Source organism: Paenibacillus glycanilyticus, assembly GCF_051200795.1.
In the GTDB taxonomy this organism is placed as follows: Bacteria; Bacillota; Bacilli; order Paenibacillales; family Paenibacillaceae; genus Pristimantibacillus; species Pristimantibacillus glycanilyticus.
Map to the genome: position 1 here is coordinate 3,804,438 of NZ_CP195155.1, position 18,150 is coordinate 3,822,587.

General features: G+C 51.0%; 11 protein-coding genes. 3 read left to right on the plus strand and 8 right to left on the minus strand.

Translation table 11 applies throughout. The features are described 5' to 3' along the window. Positions 1-5 precede the first annotated feature (5 nt). Positions 6-1,949 carry a primary-amine oxidase gene (locus ACR9FF_RS17610; protein WP_435163333.1) on the minus strand — a complete coding sequence of 648 codons (1,944 nt, stop codon included), beginning with the start codon at positions 1,947-1,949 and terminating at the stop codon, positions 6-8. 224 nt (positions 1,950-2,173) lie between these two features. On the opposite strand from ACR9FF_RS17610, the gene ACR9FF_RS17615 reads away from it, so the two are divergent. After that, on the plus strand, positions 2,174-3,589 hold the full coding sequence (locus ACR9FF_RS17615) for an ammonium transporter (protein WP_435163335.1): 1,416 nt from the start codon (positions 2,174-2,176) through the stop codon (positions 3,587-3,589). Between the two features lie 2 nt (positions 3,590-3,591). Continuing rightward, positions 3,592-3,936: a P-II family nitrogen regulator gene (locus ACR9FF_RS17620; RefSeq protein WP_435163337.1), complete on the plus strand. Its 345-nt coding sequence runs from the start codon at positions 3,592-3,594 to the stop codon at positions 3,934-3,936. Positions 3,937-3,978: 42 nt separating this feature from the next. Here ACR9FF_RS17620 and ACR9FF_RS17625 read toward each other — a convergent pair whose 3' ends face one another. From ACR9FF_RS17625 to ACR9FF_RS17635, 3 genes are all read right to left on the minus strand, one after another. Then, a complete protein-coding gene (locus ACR9FF_RS17625) occupies positions 3,979-4,680 on the minus strand; it encodes a type 1 glutamine amidotransferase (protein WP_435163339.1) in 702 nt (233 codons plus the stop codon). Positions 4,681-4,807: 127 nt separating this feature from the next. Further along, positions 4,808-5,455 carry an SGNH/GDSL hydrolase family protein gene (locus ACR9FF_RS17630; RefSeq protein WP_435163341.1) on the minus strand — a complete coding sequence of 216 codons (648 nt, stop codon included), beginning with the start codon at positions 5,453-5,455 and terminating at the stop codon, positions 4,808-4,810. Positions 5,456-5,516: 61 nt separating this feature from the next. Then, positions 5,517-6,254 (minus strand): DUF4184 family protein, encoded by a 738-nt coding sequence (locus ACR9FF_RS17635; RefSeq protein ID WP_201000708.1) that lies wholly within the window; start codon positions 6,252-6,254, stop codon positions 5,517-5,519. A 169-nt stretch (positions 6,255-6,423) separates the two neighbouring features. Between ACR9FF_RS17635 and argC the strand changes: the two genes are divergently transcribed. Continuing rightward, positions 6,424-7,377: an N-acetyl-gamma-glutamyl-phosphate reductase gene (gene argC / locus ACR9FF_RS17640; RefSeq protein WP_435163343.1), complete on the plus strand. Its 954-nt coding sequence runs from the start codon at positions 6,424-6,426 to the stop codon at positions 7,375-7,377. Positions 7,378-7,423: 46 nt separating this feature from the next. Here the strand turns inward: argC and ACR9FF_RS17645 are convergent, their stop codons facing one another. The 4 genes from ACR9FF_RS17645 to ACR9FF_RS17660 form a co-directional block, all read right to left on the minus strand. Then, positions 7,424-12,349 (minus strand): S-layer homology domain-containing protein, encoded by a 4,926-nt coding sequence (locus ACR9FF_RS17645; protein ID WP_435163345.1) that lies wholly within the window; start codon positions 12,347-12,349, stop codon positions 7,424-7,426. Positions 12,350-12,689: 340 nt separating this feature from the next. After that, positions 12,690-15,104 (minus strand): sialidase family protein, encoded by a 2,415-nt coding sequence (locus ACR9FF_RS17650; protein ID WP_127495250.1) that lies wholly within the window; start codon positions 15,102-15,104, stop codon positions 12,690-12,692. 203 nt (positions 15,105-15,307) lie between these two features. Next, a complete protein-coding gene (locus ACR9FF_RS17655) occupies positions 15,308-17,353 on the minus strand; it encodes a cadherin-like beta sandwich domain-containing protein (RefSeq protein WP_435163347.1) in 2,046 nt (681 codons plus the stop codon). Between the two features lie 295 nt (positions 17,354-17,648). Continuing rightward, positions 17,649-18,149, minus strand: coding sequence for a hypothetical protein (locus tag ACR9FF_RS17660; RefSeq protein ID WP_317978636.1), 501 nt, complete (start codon positions 18,147-18,149; stop codon positions 17,649-17,651). Between the last annotated feature and the right edge of the window lies 1 nt (position 18,150).

The following is an 18,150-nucleotide window of genomic DNA, read 5'->3' on the forward strand; positions in this document are numbered from 1 at the left end:
CTAACTTAGCTCTGGCAGCCGTCCGCCTTCACCGTGCTGCCGCAATATTTCTTCTTCGCCTGCGGAGGCAGATTAATGGCCGGGCTTTGATTAAAGAAGCTGACCGGCTTCAGCATAAAGCCGATATACGCGGCAGGCATGACCGGCCAATCCTCCGGACGGGGCACATGGGTATGCCCCATCGTGTACCATACGACAACGTCGGTATTTTTAATATTCCGGTCCTTCTCCGCCCAAGCGGACAACCCGTCTCCGCCCAGATGCTGGTTCGGATATTTGCCGGAAGCATACATCTCATCCTCGTCGTAAGGGGTAACCCACAGATGGTGCTTAATAAATCCGGCGCGCTTGATCAGACTGGAACTATCCGATGCAAACGGGAAGCAATTCTCCCCCGTCACGATTTTGAAGCCGACGGATTGGCCAAGCTCATTTTTCACGTTATCGTTAACAAACTTCCAATACCTCGCCGTCTCCAGCTTAATATCGCGCTTCGCCTGAAGCTCCGTCTCCAGCAGTGTCGATTTGGCGTAAAAAGCGTTCTCTCTCGGATTGTTCTCGCCCGGCTCCTCCGGTACGACATTGACCTCATAGACCGAGTTCTCGTTGCCGTCAATCTGCATATCGAGACGAACGTTGAAGAAATGCTGATGATTGGGCGCATAGAGATCCGGTCCCACCAAATTGCCGTATTTCGGCGTTTCTCCCGGATGAAGTCCGGCCGTGGACAGGATCCCCGTCAGCTTCACCTCGAATTGAATATTGCCGTCCTGATAGAGATACCAGAAAAATCCGTATTCATAGTTGGCTACCGTCGAAATAGAGGAGATGACTAACCGGCGGGAACGCCTAACTTCGACATCGTTTGTCCGCCAATCCGTATGCTTCCACAGAATGCCGAAGTCTTCCTCATGCATGCAGATGGCGTTTTTGATGACGAATAAATCCCCTTTGCTGTCCGTCATGACGCCGTCGAAATATTTAATATAGCCCACGCAGTCGCAGCCAAGCTCCAAGCTGTTCGCCAATTGGCCAATGCCGTATTCCCCGCTGTCGAACGCGTTCTTCCGGTTCTGAATGGGACCCGGATCGCCATAAGGAACAACCATCTCCGACAAGGAGCCGCGGTACAGCACCGGACGGTCGCGTCCTTGATCATGATAGGACAAGGTATGCAGCGTTAGACCTTCGCGGGCGTTAAAGCCGATTCGGAACTTCCAATTCTGCCACTCTACCTCATGCCCGTTAATCGTAAAGCTTGGACCTTCCGGCTGCGTAATTTCGACCGGCTTGATCCCGCCGCGCAGCGGCCCTACCCGGTCGGGCGTATAGTTGAACTCCTTGTCGGGAATTTTCGTATATTCATATTCTTCAACCCGAAGCACTTCCATCGTATTCAAATCTATAATTGGAACAATCGGCAATGGACGGGCGTAACCGTTATCCTTCTCATCGCTGCGGAGGAAGCACAAGGGTCTGGCTAACCGTCGGGTCGCATCCTCTTCGGTTCCCCAATTGCCCGGCGACCACAAATCGACCATTACGAGCTCCGGCGCATGGATGTCGAGCCGCTCCAGCGCTTCAATAAACAGCGGACTCTTGCGGACGGCAATCTCGCATTCCGCCTGCTCATCCAGCATGATGGTTGGCTGTACGCCCGGAACATGCACCCAAGAGACAACCTTTTGTCCGGTAAGTGAAACCACCGCTTCATAGGTCGCATTCTCTTTCTTGTTCAGAATAATAATAAAGGCTTCTCTCTCAAACGGTGTGGAGCCGTCATATTCCATGACAATCTCCTTCTTGGGCTCTTTCAACGCAACATGCACAAACCGGTCAGATTCGGTTAATTGACGCTGCTCTTTCAGAATGCGTACGGCGGCGCTTGTTTCTTCCCGGCTAAGCGGCTCCAGCGGGTGATTCGCTAACGATAAAGTAAGTGGTGTCATTTCAATCGCCTCTCTTCGTTTGATTAATGTTAACTTATGTGACAATAATATCCCGACTTTTATTGCTGTCAAACCTCTGTTTCCCGAATATCGAGAAAATCAGAATTTGATTTGTCCGAATTTTTCGATTTTCTCACATATCGGGATACTCCCGTTCTCTCTATTCGGATAGCGGGTCATAATTACGTCATGAAATATAACATATAAATATAGGAGGGACTTACATGCTGAAATCCTGGAAAAAGTACTTATCAATCGCTTCATGGGTGACTCTGCTCTTCACCGCGTTGCCTTTAACCGCCTTCGCGGAAGGAGAAACCGCTGTCGTAGATACCGGGGATACGACGTGGATTATCGTCGCAACCGTACTCGTCATGTTTATGTTCATGCCCGGACTCGCTTTATTCTACGGAGGTCTCGTTGGCCAGCGGAATATCTTGTCTACCGTCATGCATAGCTTGAGCGCCTTTGTGATCGTTACGCTTGTCTGGGTGCTATGGGGCTATAGCTTCGCGTTTGGCCCCGGAGTTTCCGGCGTATTTGGAGGGTTTGAATTTATCGGCTTCCAGCATGTCGGCGTGGATGCCAAGGATGGCCTGACGATTCCTCATCTGATCTTTGCCATGTATCAGGGAATGTTCGCGGCCATAACTACCGCCTTAATCTCCGGCGGCGTGGCCGAGCGGATCAAGTTTAACGTATGGGTCATATTTGCCGTTCTGTGGGTTACCTTCGTCTATGCCCCGATGGCGTTCTGGGCATGGGGAGGCGGCTGGCTCTCGAAGCTTGGCGGGCTCGACTTTGCCGGCGGAACCGTCGTTCATATCTTATCGGGCGTAAGCGCGCTGGTCGCCGCTCTGGTCGTAGGCAAAAGACGTTCCTTCCCCAACCGGACTCTACCGCCCCACAATCTTATTTTCTTTATGATTGGAGCGATGTGTCTCTGGTTCGGATGGTTCGGCTTTAATGCAGGCAGCGCCCTAGCTTCCGGCGGGTTAGCAAGCCTTGCCGTTGTGACGACGCAGGTTGCTGCAGCGGCAGGCGGCGTGCTATGGATGGTTATGGAATGGAGATTGCGAGGAAAAGCAACAATGGTTGGCGGCGTAACCGGCGTCATTGCCGGACTAGTAGCTATTACGCCGGCAGCGGGTTTCGTGTCGGTGCTCTCGGCAATTCCAATCGGCGCTCTTGCAAGCGTCATTTGCTACTGGGGTCTTCATGTCGTCAAAGCCAAGCTGCAATACGATGATTCCCTTGATGTATTCGGCATTCACGGGATTGGCGGGATCTGGGGAGCTATTGCGACAGGCATATTCGCCAGCACCAAGGTTAACCCTGCCGGAGCAGACGGACTTATTCACGGCAATGCCAAGCAGGTCCTTATCCAATGCGTAGACGTGCTTGTCGCGATTGGTCTTGCCGCCGTTGGCACCTTCGTCATCTTGAAGGCAATCTCTTTATTCACAACCCTTCGGGTGTCGGAAGAGCAGGAATTAACCGGGCTTGACCTCAGTCTGCACGGGGAGAATGCCTATAATACCTTTGAAGCGATGAACAGCGGCATTCCCGCAAGGCCGCAAACGGAGTATCAGCCTGCCGGCACCGTGCTTACCGCGAGTCCCGAGATGAAAGGAGTGTAACCATGAAGCTGCTGACCGTTATTATTCGTCCCGAGAAATTAAGCAGCGTGACAGCCGCCCTTCACACCATCGGAATCAGCGGCATGACCATCAGCGATGTCCGCGGCCAAGGCATTCAGAAAGGAACACGGACCTTATACCGCGGAGTGGAGTATCAGACGGATTTCATATTAAAAAACAAAATCGAAACCGTCGTTAGCGACGACCTCTATGAAGAAGCGGTGGAGGCCGTTATCGAAGCGGCAAGAACAGGCGCTATTGGCGACGGCAAAATTTTCGTTACGGACATTGCCGACGTGATCCGGATTCGAACCGGCGAGCATGGCCGGGCTGCGCTGGGCCAATAAACGGAAGAACCCTCCCGTTTACGAAGTCGGGAGGGTTCTCTATTAAGAAGCTTTGATAGGCGATAGAGCCGCCTGATCCAGCACTTGATGCAAAATATGGAAGGAAGCGGCAACGCGGTGCATATTGCGGCGAATCTCTTCAGCGGATTGGATATAGGGCGAATCAACCAGCTCGCTTGCCCAACGCGTTACCATTTGCTCCATACAGGCAGGCGTAGTCTCGAGATGGAACTGCAGGGCTAACACATCTTCTCCATACGAGAAGGCTTGATGTCCGCAAGCGTCCGAGGTTGCGAGCAGGGTTGCGCCTTCAGGCAGGTCGAACGTATCGCCATGCCATTGGAACGAGTGGAATTCAGCCGGCATTTCCTTCAGCCAAGGATGCTCTTCACCGCTGCGCTCAATGCGGTGCCAGCCAATCTCCTTAAGCGTATGCCGGTATACTTTTGCGCCAAGAATCTCCGCAAGCATCTGTGCGCCCAGACAGATTCCCAATATTTTAATTCCGCGGTCCATCGCCGATTTGACAAACCTTTTCTCATCCGCAAGCCAAGGGAACTTATCTTCTTGATAGACGCTCATTGGCCCGCCAAGAATAAGCAGCAGCTCCGTTGTGTCCAGCCATTTCTTATCCAATTCCACCGCCGGGTTAACAACCGTAAGCTGATGTCCGCCCCACTGCGCCCAATCCGAGAAAGTGCTTGTATCGTCAAAGTCGAAATGCCGAAACGCCAGTATGTTCATCCCGATTCCCTCCCGTGTGAAACGTATCTGTTGTCTATAGTCTTATTGTAGAGCTGAATTCGGGAAGACTCGACTCGATTTTCTCACATAGTGGGAAACGACAGGAATTCATTCGGTTAAAATAGGATTAAGTAATGGCAAGCGGGCTGTTCTGCACGGCCTTCAGCCACTCGGATGCTATCAAATAATGGCCGGCCGCCGTTGGATGTACGCCGTCAAACAGCCAATAATCAGGCTCAGCTTTTTCCGCCGCTTGATCAAAAGCCTGCTGGAAAGGCACAAATACCGCCTGATACTCTTCCGCTAATTGCTTCACAACCTCGCTCTGCCGCTCTACCCTCTCGCGCCAGCCGCTCCATTCCTTGGCAGTTACGCCTGTCCGCAGAACAAACGGTTCGCAAAGAACAAGCCCGGTCTCCGGCAATACTTCCTTCGTCTCCTCCAGCAGAACGCGGTAAGCCCGCTCAAAACGGTCCGTCGCGCCGCTAGGCAGCTTGTCCATAATGCGCCATGTATCGTTAACCCCGATTAAGATACTAAGGAGATCCGGCTTAAGCGCAATCGCATCTTCATTCCAGCGCGCGTACAGGTCGGATACCCGGTTCCCGCTAATCCCCCGGTTAATGAATTGATGCCCGGCCTCTGCTTGCTCGCTGCCCAGCCGGCCGGCAATATGATACGCATACCCTTGCCCAAGCAGCTGGCCCGCATACCCATCCCGAGAACGTCCGCAATCCGTGATAGAATCCCCTTGAAACAAAATCACTTTTCCCATTCTAAACTTCCCCTTTGCGTATGAAATAAAGCAAACGCTTCCTCTCCCATTTTATAGAAGACTACGTTCTTCTGTAAATCATGGAAGCGGCAACGAGGCCAACGCAGACTCCCGAAACAGGCGCAACAGCCAAAATACTGATAGCCGGCAGACCGCTGGCATTTAATTTCAACCCCGTGAGCAGCACCGCCCATAGGAACACAACCATCCAATACATCCATTTCTGATAGGAAGGCACGGTAACAATATCCTCATTCCTCGGATTGCTTTTATACAGCTTGATAAGGACCGTTAGCGTTATGACCAACAGTCCCAGCAGAGAAAAGCTGTACTGCAGCATTTTAAATAAAGGCAGATTCAAAAAGACAATCCGATTCAAAACAGCCACATGATGAACAAAGTAACCTCTCTCGTGCGTAAACCCGTCTACCAGAATATGCGTATAGAACCCGATGATCACGGAAAGCAAATAGACGAACCAAGCCTTGAAGCCTCTCCTATCCCAGCTTCCGATCAGATGATAGGCACGTTTATCCAGATCAAATAACGAAGGAAGATGCAGGGCAAGCGAGGTTTTGACCACATAATGAAACAAAAGGCCAAGCACAAGGCTAAGCGGGATAACCTGCAGGAATAAGCCCGCAGCCGTATGCCCGATAGACTGATAAGGCTCCAGCCGCACGAAATACTCCATATCCGGCCCCATGCTGCCCAGCACCAGCCCCGTAACGCTCAAAAGCTTTCGGTTTATCTTTTTTAGCGGATAAGCAAATATCGGATGAGCTAGCGTATAAGGCATCCCTTCGAGCTCCAATCTATACTTTATTTCTAAAGGTTATAGACGAACGGAACAGAAAAAGGTTACAGGATTTTCAAAAATTTGAAAAAGACTGGTCATCTATAATAGATAGGTGTATATTTATTCATTATATTGCATTAATATTCTTAGATGGAGGTTGCTAAGAAAAATGAAGCATACCGTATTTGTGGATGGTCAAGAAGGGACAACCGGCCTCAAGCTGCTTGATTATTTGTCCCGTTTTTCATCGATCGAGGTTCTGAAGATTGATCCCGCGAAAAGAAAGGATCCCAAGGAAAGGGGAAAATTACTTAATGAAGCGGATCTCGGTTTCCTCTGTCTTCCCGATTCGGCTGCCAAAGAGTCCGTCTCGCTTGTCAAAAATGACAAGACAAAATTAATCAACGCAAGTTCATTATTCAGAACGGACAGTAGCTGGGTATACGGGCTGCCGGAATTAAAACACCAGCGGGAACGGATACAAGCGTCATCGAGAATCTCCGTGCCAGGCTGCCATGCCACCGGCTTTATCCTCTCCGTTAGACCTTTAATAGAATCCGGTCTCTTACAGAAGGACTATCCTGCTTCCTGTTTTTCGATCTCGGGTTATACGGGGGCCGGAAAAAGCGGCATTGAAGAATACGAGAATGCAGACCCGGCTTCCATCGATAAACTCCATGTTCCGAGGCCTTATTCCTTGCTGCATAAACATAAGCATTTACCCGAAATGGTCATGTTCTCAGGACTTGAATATCCCCCGGTGTTTACGCCTATTAAAGCCAATTATCCACAAGGGCTGGCAATGACCGTTCCGTTAACGGGAAGAAGCATGGCTAAACAGGCATCCGCAAAAACGGTGCACGAAATATTGGCCGCGTATTACGAGGCAGAGCGATTTGTCCAGGTTATGCCTTACGATTCGGAAGCTTATCTGGAGGACGGCCATTTCCTTATTGATGAATGCAAGAACACGAACCGGTTGGAAATCTTTGTTTTCGGACAGGAAGATCATATTACGATTGTTTCAAGATACGATAATTTAGGCAAAGGAGCTTCGGGTGCTGCGATTCAAAATATGAATTTGATGCTGGGATTTGACGAAGCGTACGGTCTGATCCTCTAATAAAACAAGAGCCGGCTACCCACGGGATAGCCGGCTTTGCTGTTTATTAACCTTGAACGGTTGAAATCAGTCTGTACAGAATCGTCGCTGCTTCCGCGCGTGTTGCTGTTTTATCCGGGTAATAGTAGCCTTCCGGCGTCCCTTTGATAAGACCGGATTTCAGCGTTTGCGCTACCGCGTCAGACGCCCAGGCCGCGATATCGCCGCTATCCTTCAAGGCCGCAAGCTGATCTGCGCCGGCAGCTTGCGACTTGCCGACAAAGGCAAGGACATTAGCCGCGGTTACGGCAAGCTGCTGTCTTGTAATTTTGTCATTCGGACGGAACGTTCCATCCGTAAAGCCTTGAATGATACCAGCTTCCGTTGCTGCCGCTACCGCGTTAGCATACCAGGCATTTGCGGTTACATCCTTAAAGCTGTTTGCCGGGTTGCCTGCTGTCAAGCCAAGAGCTCGCGTCAGCATCGCCACCCACTCCGCACGGGTCAACTGCTGCTCAGGAGCAAATCGATCGGCGGTTTCACCGTTCAGAATCAAGCTTGAAGCCAGAGCGCTAATCTCTTTTTCGGCCCAATGCCCTTTCGTATCGGCAAACGATTTGTTTATGGCCAATACCGCATAGACGCTGTTATGATTCGTGCGAATAATCGCGGTCACGTTACCGTTTGCATCGGTAACAAATGTCGTTGGCACCGGAGTTACAGAGCCGTCCGAACCGATTACAACAGCAGCGGTTGGCTTCGAGGCAGGTTTGCCAAGCGGAATCGTGCGAGTTACGTACTGCTTCCCAAAATTCTGAACCTCTTGCCAATTCGAATGGCTGCCTGCCCATACGTTAAATTGAACGGGAGCTCCGACTAATGCACCGTTTTGCTGCTGCAAAGCCAGTTCGCCTGCATGCTTAACCGCATCGGACACCGCGCTGATTGCTACGCGAAGCTGTTGTCCGTTTGTGAAGGAGCTGTTTAGCAAAGCCTGCAAAGGAAGCTCATACGTTCCCAGGCCGGTTTTGACCGCGAGCGTCAAAGACTTGTTGTTCTTCAAAAGCTCGGTAAGCATAGAGACAGGGAATTCTGCCTGCAGATTGCCTTGCCCTTTCAGATCCGTCAAATCGATGGTAATGGAATCCGCTTTGCCGCCTTGAGCTGCGCTTGTCAGAATAGCTGCATCCACTTTCACGACGGACGCCGACTCTCCGTTAGGAGCTGTTTCCGTTGCTGCCGTAAATCCGCTGATCGTAGATCCGGTTCCCGAAGTCGTGACGACAGGACCGGTCGTTGCGCCTCCGCCAGTGGAAGGCGTTGTTGTCGAGCTGCCGCTTGTAACCGTTACGTTTGCTGTTGCCGTAAAGCCGCCGTCTTCCGTTGTCACGGTTATTTCGGCCGTACCTGTTCCTTTTGCCGTTACCACGCCATCCGTTACCGTTGCAACCGAAGTATTACTGCTGCTCCAGTACAGGTTATGGTTCTCCGCGTTGCGTGGTTGAATCGTTGCCGTGAACTGGCCCGTCTTGGTATTGGCCAGATCGAGAGCAAGCTGAGCTTTATCAAGCGTTACGCCAGTTACGCCAACGGTAGCATCCGGGTAACGATACACTTCGAAATCGTCGATTGCCGCCCAATTGCCCGCTTTTGCATCGGAGAAAACGCCGATTTGCAGCTTGCCGTTGGTCACCTCAATACGGTCGATCGCAAACGGAGTGTAGACGCTGCCGCTTGCGCCCCTCATGTCTTTCGTCAGCTGCGGCGCATTCTCGCCGTAGCCCGATACCTCGAGCTGGAACTTGTTTTGTCCGCCTCCCGTTCTTACCCACACTTGAACCTTATACACGCCGTTCGGAACGGTAAGCGTCTGATAGTTCGATTGCTGGTAAGCCGAACCGGACCAATGGGTCATTTTATATTTGCCGCGCGGGTTATCATTGTCGATGGACGAAGCATTCGACTGCGTACCCGGATGCCATTCCTGCCATGGAGCAAGGGTTGCTTTGCCATTGCTGTCGGTTGTTTCGAAATCGAGATTGTTATCTGGGAAAGGTACCAGAACGCTTGCCACCGTAGGCGTCTCGGTGACCGCATTGCTAGCTGCCGATTCGTTGCCTGCTTGGTCTACCGCTTTCACCGTAAAGGTATAACGCGTGCCCGCTTTCAGGTTGGTCACCGTATAGACGGAAGACGGAGCAGGATCAACCGATGCCCGTTTAAAGCCGTTGACATAAATGTTGTACTTCAGGAAATCGGTCTCGACGTTTGGTTCCCAAGCCAATTTAACCTGTTCGATTCCCGGGTCCGCCGTCAGGCCAACCGGTGCCGAAGGTGCCACGGAATCCGAGCCCTCCGCTGTTGTTGCGTTTACGGAAGAGCTTGCCGCAGATTCGCCGTTAGCGTTAAACGCCGTAACGCGGTAGGAATAAGCCGTACTGCCTCGAAGCCCTTGATCCGCATAACCGGTCGCATCTCCGGCCGCGAGTCCAATCAGCCGGTAATCCGGATATACTCCGTTTGCCGTAGTTTCCGAATCCGTGGTAGAACGGTAGATTTTATAGCCGTCCACATCTGCGACCGCTGTCCAGGACAGCTTGATATTATGTCCGCCTGATAGCTCGGCGCCGACTCCTTGCGGTGTCCCCGGAGCGCTCGTTCCTTGTGCTGCCGATGGAGCTTTTGCAATAACCGGAATCAATTCCACATCGTCGAATGCAGCCCATTCGCCGCCTTTATTGCGGGAATGGATACCCAACTCCACTTGTCCGTTCGTCACTTTAATTTCCGGAATAACGATTTGCGTCCACGATCCCACATAAGCCGTAGTTGCCGCCGCAACGCTCAGATCGGCGCCGCCGTATTTCTTCGCTTCCAGGCTTACGTTCGTATCGCCGCCCTTTTGATACCAGACGGAAGCTTTATACGTACCGTTAGGAACTTTCACCGTGCGGAATGTGGTCTGTTCATAAGGCGTGCTGCCGCCTAAATAATGCGTAAGCTTATAGGAACCCGTTCTTGGATTATCCCTGTCCGCCTTTTGAGCGGATGCTTGGCCTTCGGGCGTCCAGCCATTCCATCCGGCAAGTCCGCCTTCTTCAAAGCTGCCGCCGATGCTCAAATAGTTATAGCTGCTTTGCACGAAATCATAAGAGAACTGGAACCAGTTCAGATTGGCTTTGCCGCGGAAAACGACATACAACTTATGCTTGCCGGATACGGATTCCGCTTGGGCGGCTTTTGTAATCCATGCCCCGTTTGTATCCGTGAGATCCACGCCGCCGACATACTCGCCGTCCTGACGGTCGAGGCGGAACTCGATGCCGCTGTCGCCTTGCGATTGCGCTCTGACCTTCACGCTTGCCGTGCCATTCAGGAATTCAACGTTATCGAATGCGATGTAGCTGCCATCCATCGTTGTACCGACCGCTTTGCCGCCGCCGGCGTCGGTAGTTACTGCCGTTGTCACGCCGTTCATTTCACTGTAATCCTCGGCCTGCAGGGCAGCATACGGGCTGATTGCAGCCGCGCTGTCCTGTGTTCCGTTCCATACAAAGCTGGCTACGGCACCGGCGGGAAGCGTATAAGCGAAGCTTTTGGATCCCCAGCGTACTTTGAAGTCCTTCGGCTGCTTCGACGAGTTCAGGGCCACCAGTACTTTGGAGCCGTCCTTATTGACAAACGCAACATCCTCGATGCTGCCCGCGCCAAATGTATTGGACTTGATCCTCTGTGCTCCCGGCAGAACAAATTTGCTTGCCTGGCCAAAAGCATAGAACTCTTCGTTGTACTTAACTTCATCCGTGCCGCTGTTAACCGTAACTATACCGCGGCAGTCCGAACAGCCCCCTACATACGGACCGTGATTCTCATCAAGCGCAATGTTCCATTTGAGCGATGTGCGGGCCCAGTTGCGGGTAGCGCCGATGATGAGATTCTGAGCATCCCACTGCACGTTGCCTGCAAAATCAGGCGCGAATTCACCGCCCGAGCTTTCCGTGAAATAAATGTCTTTGTCCGGATGCTGGTCATGAACAAGCGACTGTGCGCTGACATTGCCCGAATAGCCGTGGAAGGCGGAACCGGCAATATACTTCTTCGCATCCGGGTCGTTCAGAACCTCGATCGGGTAGTCCGGCTCACTCCAGTTATGATCCCAGACCACAATTTTGGTATCGATTTTAGCCGCTTCAAACGCTGGCCCCAGGTAATCCTTCACGAACTTCGCTTGATCCGCCGGCTCCATTCTCATCCCCGGGTAATCGGCCGGTTCGAAATGCGGTTCGTTCTGAAGCGTAATGGCGTCAATAGGAATTCCTTCCGCTTCATAGGCTTCAATAAATTTGACGAAGTATTGCGCGTAAACCCCGTAATATTCCTCTTTCAGCTTCCCTTTAACCGATGAGTCCGTTGTTTTCATCCAACCCGGCGCGCTCCAAGGCGTGCCCATAATTTTCAGATCCGGGTTAATTTGCAGCGCTTGCTTAAGGAACGGAATATTGTATGCGCTGTCATGAGCAACCGAGAAATGCTCCAGATTCGGATCCGTCTCTCCCGGAGGCATATCGTCATACGTATAAATGCTGGTTGCAAAATCGCTTGCGCCCATCGGCAGACGCATATAACTGAACCCAACGCCGTCGCCTTCACGGCTGAACAGCTTATTCATCAAAGCGTCTTTCGCCTGATTATCCATTTGAGAAATGACATACGCTGAAGAATCGGTTAGAGCGCCACCGAAGCCGTCAATCGTCTGGTATTTCGTATTCTCGTCTACGTCAATCGTCAGCTCTGCCGGCGCACCGTTCGATTCGAATGCGACATCCGGCTGCTTGGCGATCAGATTACTCTTGTCACCGGTTGTCATCCATACGTTTACCGGATCACCGGCAGCTGCCGATACTGCCGGCAACGCAATGCCGGTAAAGCTCGAGACAACAAGACCGGCGACCAGTGTCTGCGCGGCCATTCGTTTCCACATACTTGCTCCCATGCTTCAAGCCCCTCTCAAGAAAGTTTTTCTGCCATGCTGAGTACTGCTTTTCCTATTAGCCGATAAATAAATAAGCCTTGTTGCACCCCCTGTTCCTTGTATGGATCCCCGGAATGTATGTCATGCTGCTTACCTGAATTGGATAATATCATCAATTGAAATCGATTTCAATAAGTTGATTAAAAGAAATTAACCGCTTTCATACAAAAAGTGCCGTTTTATGGCGTTAAATATATAAAAACCGATTGTGCGATATGTGATATCTTTTGAAATCGATTTCAAATAACGTTAATAAAACACCCGGTACATCCCGTACCGGGTGTTGATCGTCTACCCTCGTTTATCTTTCTTTTGGTCCGCTATTCCCCGGCTTCGGTTTGTTGGCTGCGATATCTCCCCGCACGATGCCAAAACCGTTAGTACCGATATACACGCGCCCGTATACGCGCGGATCGCCGGTAATGGCTTGCGTCGCATTCGCATATTGATGGAGATCATCATTGATCCGAATCCAGCTGCGGCCCGCATCATCCGACCGGTAGAATCCAAACTTGCCGTTGATACGCCCATTCATATATATCGCCATATACGATTGACCCGGTGCAGCCTTGCCAAAGCCGATCATCGCCGATTCCTGCACATTTTTCAACTTCGTAAAGGTGGCACCCGAATCGGTAGAATGGAAAATGCCGTATTCGCTTTGCGTGTTCGTATTATCCTTCGCCGCAACCAGCCAAATATCGCCTTCAACGCCAGGAACCGCTTTAAACTTGCTATTCAGCTTTGATGGCAGGTTAACCGCTTTGACGGATTTAACGAAGTTTGCCCCGCTATCCTTGCTTACATAGAAAGCCCCGTCCGCATAAGCATAAAATTTGGAGGAGTTTACTCGGTCGGAGGATACCGTAGCTCCCTCCGGAATGCCGGCCGAAGCTGTCCATGTCTGGCCATGATCATTCGAGTAGCTTACCGGTCTGCTTTGGTCTGCCGAAGCGCTTTTCGGAGCCCATACAATCGTATTTCCGTTGGCGCTAAGAGCAACCGTTCCGCCTTGCGTTTTATCCCCGTCTGTATCTGTCCACGCGTTGGAAGCAGGTGTCCAGGTCACACCGTTATCCGTGGAGAGGCCTAACCGGGCATCTTTATTCTCCGCATTGCCTACGCGAACGATTAAGTTCGGATTCAACTCGGCATAATCCAGGTCCGTGCTTGTGCCAAAGTAAGGATTCGTAATCATGGTTGGCGCTTTGTCCAATTCTTCATGCCGGAAGCCGCCAATGTCGCCCATTGCGCTGATCAGATGCGCTCCGTCCGGAGGGCTGATCAGACCGAGAACAGCCGTTTCTTCAATTCCTTCGGCATGAACGGATACCTTCACCTTATCGCCGTTATTGCGGTCCAATGCCGTCAAATGATCCGCAGCAAATAGAGTAGCGCCTGTTCCGTACAGAAGCCGGTCCGGATTAAACGGGTCAATCTCGAGATCGCCAATCATCCAGCCAAGCTTCGGATTTTGCTCGACATCGGTCGGACTCGACGTTCTACCCCAATCCAGCCATGGGGATTGCGAGTAATCCAGATCATACTTATTCACCCTCGAATAGCCTTCCCCCATCGTCCAGAAGGACGTCCAGGTCGCTCCGCCATCCGTGCTTCGGAAAATATGCTCATCCGGCCACCACATATTCATTGTTGCGACCATCACCGTATTCGGATTGGAAGGATCTACCGCAAGCCCTCCAAACGGATAGGAAGGGACTCCGCTGGCATCGGTTGGCGCAATGACAGCCGGACTGATATCCGTCCACGCCCCGCTTTTCGTATCGAGTTTCCAGACCGAACCGGCTTTCGTTCCGTTCCAGGCCGGACCGTCGTAAGGGCCAATCGCGCTGTTATACGTAATATACAGCTTCCCGTCAGCCGTGAGTACGCCATGATGAGGAACAAAGCCTTCATGCGGCTGTCCGGCAACCGGTTGCCAGGTAGCGCCGCCGTCCGTACTTTTGTAAATGCTTTGCTCCGTGTCTGCAACTCCCACGTAAATCGTCTTCGTTGTTTGCGCCGATTTCTTATGCTTTGCATCAGCCTTTTTCCCGGTTGTTGCATCAAAGGCAATCCATACCGGCCCTACCTCTCCGCCATAATAATCCTTTACGTTCTGCTCCGCCGTAAAAGAAGTGACTTTGTTCCAAGTCGCGCCGTAATCGGTGCTTCGCCACAACCCGTTGCCGTTGCGCGCTCCAAAATACACTACGCTGTTATTGTTCGGATCAATCGCAAGACGTTCGCCCATCGAACGGCCCGGCATATTGCCTCCGAATTTGAACGGCAGAACGGTTTTCTTCCAAGTCTCCCCTTTATCGTTGGAGCGCAGCATAACCCCGTTCTGATCTGTAAAGTCATTCGAATAAGTGCCAGCGGCAATATACACCCGGTTCGGATCTACCGGATCGGTTGCAAGGCTTTCCACGCCGGCCATATTCCAATTGTCATAGCCGACCCAATCAAGCAGCTGCTTCCAGGTATTCGTCTTCTTGTCCCAGCGGTAGGCTCCCCCAATGTCCGTTCTGACATAAACAAGATCTTTCTCGGAAGGATTGTAGATGATTCCGGGGACAAATCCTCCGCCAACCGTCTTTACTCTCCCCCAGTCATAGCCTTGCGACTTGCTGCCGGATGAGGCCATAACCCCATTGCCGAACAAACTGGCCGTTAGCGCGATAACAGCGATGATACCTGCAACCTTTCTCTTCATTACACCTTCTCCTCTGTTAAAGTTTAGTTTAGCACATTGATTGAAAACGCTTTCTTATGTGCCGCTGTTATCGTACAACGAAAGCAATTTCCATGGATACCCTTGGTTTTATATGTAAATTCAGTTCAAAATTAGTGGTTGCATATGGCTGATTGCATCAAAAAAGCTTCTCCGAAACGAAGCATTCGAAGAAGCTTTCCAATTTAATGCGATTTGTTGTAATCGAGCAAATGAAGCACCATTGTTACAGCCTCTGCTCGCGTTGCCGAAGCCAAAGGCATAAATCGATTAGTGCTTCGTCCGTTAACGATTCCGGCATCGTAAGCAGCCGCTACAAGCGGCTTCGCCCATGAAGGAATGAGACTATCATCCGCAAAACCGGTAGAAGCCGTTACGGCCTGCTTTCCAACCGTACGCATGAGAATTGTCGCCATTTCCATTCGGCTAATTTCCGCATTCGGATGGAAGCTTCCGTCCTCATACCCTTTAATCATACCCTTCTGATAAGCAAGATTTACGGCATCTTTCGCAAATGGCGCAATCTCCGATTGATCCGAGAAGGTATGGCTGCCGGCTTGCGTATCCGGCTTCAGGCCTAATGCGTTAGTTACGATAACGGAAAACTCCTGACGGGTCACGGTTTGATCCGGGCGGAAGCTTCCGTCCGCAAAACCGCTTATCCAGCCCTGCCCGGCTCCGTCAACAATCAGCTTCTCTGCCCAATGCCCTGCAATATCGTTAAAGCTGACGGGCTTCGTGGGAGAATCCGGCGTTACAGTCGGAGGAGGCGAAGTTGGCGCATATCCTCGGTTGAGAATGACCAAATAGATTTGTTCTGCCCCGTTTTGGGCGGTCACCCTAATTTGTATCGTATTGCTGCCCTGATTTAAGCTAAGCGGAACGCTGTTTACCCCGCTTGCGAGACTAGTATACGCACCTTGATTCAAGCTCATTTCCGTTGTAGCATGACTTTCGGCGACAACCGGCTTTAAGGTAATGGAATCAACGGTATAATCAACGCTTGTGTTATAGGCGAAAGTATTTTCGTCAAATGCTGGGTTTAATGTCCCCGCAGATAACGTCAAGCTGCTGAGTTTGGCATTGCTGCTTTGCCGCTCGACGCGAATGGTATAGGTTTTCGCATTGCCGTCATCCGCTGTAACTTTGATATGCAATGTATTTAATCCATCCTGCAGCGGGATCTCAGGGCTGTCCGTGTTATCGGCTAGGCTGGTATAGGAGCCGCTGCCGGATTGCCACTCTACCTTGGCTGAGGAATCCGCGAGCTTAGGCTTGAAGGTCAAGCCGGACACCGTGCTTGGCATCACAACCTCGTAGTCCGTCGTTGCGCTGTCAAAAGACGGAGCCAGACTTCCGGCCGATAAGCTCAAGGCGGATAAATCCGCATTCGAGCTTCTGCGATGGAGGCTGATGCTATAGGTTTTTACGGTGCTGCCATCCTGTGCGGTAACTTGGACTTTAATGAGGTTGTCACCTGCAGAGAGAGGCAAATTCGTGCTTGCTGTTCCGCTAGTAACCGATTCATCGGTTCCGCCGTTAATGCTCACTTTAATCGTAGCGTGCGCTTCCGCAGAGGTTGGCGTTACGGTTGTAGAAGATACGCTGTTGGCAACCTCGGCGGAATAGGAGATTGTCCCGCTTGAGAATAACGGAAGAATAGAAGCCGCAGATAAATTCAGTTGGGATAGATCCGCATTTGTGCTTGCCGCTGCACGGATGACGTTAATCGTGTAGGCTGTTACCGTACTACCATCTTGCGACGTCACCATGACGGGAATGCTGTTGCTGCCGACAGCCAGATTAATGGCATCGCTTGCATGATCGCTTATCGCAGCTAGCCCGTTTATTGTCGCTGAAGCATCTCCGTCCGTAAGTGTTGGCGTAAAAGCAATAGATGAAGTCGTATACGGAACATTCACAGTGTAGCTTGTATTAGCGGAATCAAAGCCCGGCGATAAACTCCCTTCCGATACGGTTAATTTCCTCACGGTAGAATCATTTGGCTGTGGCCTATGTACATGGATACTGATTATGCGGGTGGCCGTTTGATCGGCGGAGGTGATTCTCGCCTCAATAAGGTTCAACCCCGGGTTCATGAATAAATTACCGCTCGAAGTCCAATTTCCAATCAGATTCCAAGTTCCGCTGTTTACCCGGTATTCCAGTTTCGTCTGGTCATCGCTTACCCTTATGCCAATATAGGAGTTGGGATTCGAGCTTCTATCCATGTATAGATCATAGTCGGACACATCATTTGAGAACTCAGGATATAACTCTCCTCCCGCCGACAACGCTAGGACATTGACATCACTTCCTGCCGCAGAAGCCTGTCTAATTGAGGTTGGCAGCAGGAGACAGATAATCAATAAAATAGTCATTATTTTTCTAAACGGCATGTTGGATCATTCCTTTATGTATAAGATATTCGACATAATTCTACCAAATTATAAGACAAAGATAGATATATGGATAGAGATAAATAAAGAAAAGACGCCCCAGATTGGAGCGTCTTCTATTTTATAATTATGTCCCTGCGGTTCCCGCGTTGCTCGCGGCCTTCTGCATGGCATGCATGCCGATAATGACGGCAATAAGCTCGTAGGAATCCAGAAATTCGCATTGATTGTCAAGCACGAAAGCACCGGATGAAAACCAACCGTTAACTTGTTTGAATTGGGCGACAATGTTATCGGATTCATCTATTACATCGTATTCTCTCGAGAAGGCCGGCGAAATAATCTCGTAATCGCCGCGGCCGATCGTTTCATAGGAATATTTTTTCGTAAAAAACGACAGCCTGCTTCTAAGCACTCCCGCTTCCTCACCATCCGCTCCGTTGACCTCCCACTTGCCCGAGAAGAAGGGGAACCTCCCGTTATAGAGCAGTTCACCATTCGCACCGTAGATATCGATAGTAGAGCTAAAAGCGCTTCTCATATCGAGCTGACCGACTTGCTGCTCCTGCTCGTTTAAAATCTCCGTCACACCGGCATTCCAAAAATTCTCACGAAAATACAATTGCAAT

What these genes read in the sequence shown, in the direction of transcription:
- ACR9FF_RS17645 (WP_435163345.1), bottom strand. Translation starts at nt 12,349, where the DNA reads ATGGGAGCAAGTATGTGGAAACGAATGGCCGCGCAGACACTGGTCGCC.
- ACR9FF_RS17635 (WP_201000708.1), bottom strand. Translation starts at nt 6,254, where the DNA reads ATGCCTTATACGCTAGCTCATCCGATATTTGCTTATCCGCTAAAAAAG.
- ACR9FF_RS17610 (WP_435163333.1), bottom strand. Translation starts at nt 1,949, where the DNA reads ATGACACCACTTACTTTATCGTTAGCGAATCACCCGCTGGAGCCGCTT.
- ACR9FF_RS17630 (WP_435163341.1), bottom strand. Translation starts at nt 5,455, where the DNA reads ATGGGAAAAGTGATTTTGTTTCAAGGGGATTCTATCACGGATTGCGGA.
- ACR9FF_RS17650 (WP_127495250.1), bottom strand. Translation starts at nt 15,104, where the DNA reads ATGAAGAGAAAGGTTGCAGGTATCATCGCTGTTATCGCGCTAACGGCC.
- ACR9FF_RS17625 (WP_435163339.1), bottom strand. Translation starts at nt 4,680, where the DNA reads ATGAACATACTGGCGTTTCGGCATTTCGACTTTGACGATACAAGCACT.
- ACR9FF_RS17615 (WP_435163335.1), top strand. Translation starts at nt 2,174, where the DNA reads ATGCTGAAATCCTGGAAAAAGTACTTATCAATCGCTTCATGGGTGACT.
- argC (WP_435163343.1), top strand. Translation starts at nt 6,424, where the DNA reads ATGAAGCATACCGTATTTGTGGATGGTCAAGAAGGGACAACCGGCCTC.
- ACR9FF_RS17655 (WP_435163347.1), bottom strand. Translation starts at nt 17,353, where the DNA reads ATGGATAGAAGCTCGAATCCCAACTCCTATATTGGCATAAGGGTAAGC.
- ACR9FF_RS17620 (WP_435163337.1), top strand. Translation starts at nt 3,592, where the DNA reads ATGAAGCTGCTGACCGTTATTATTCGTCCCGAGAAATTAAGCAGCGTG.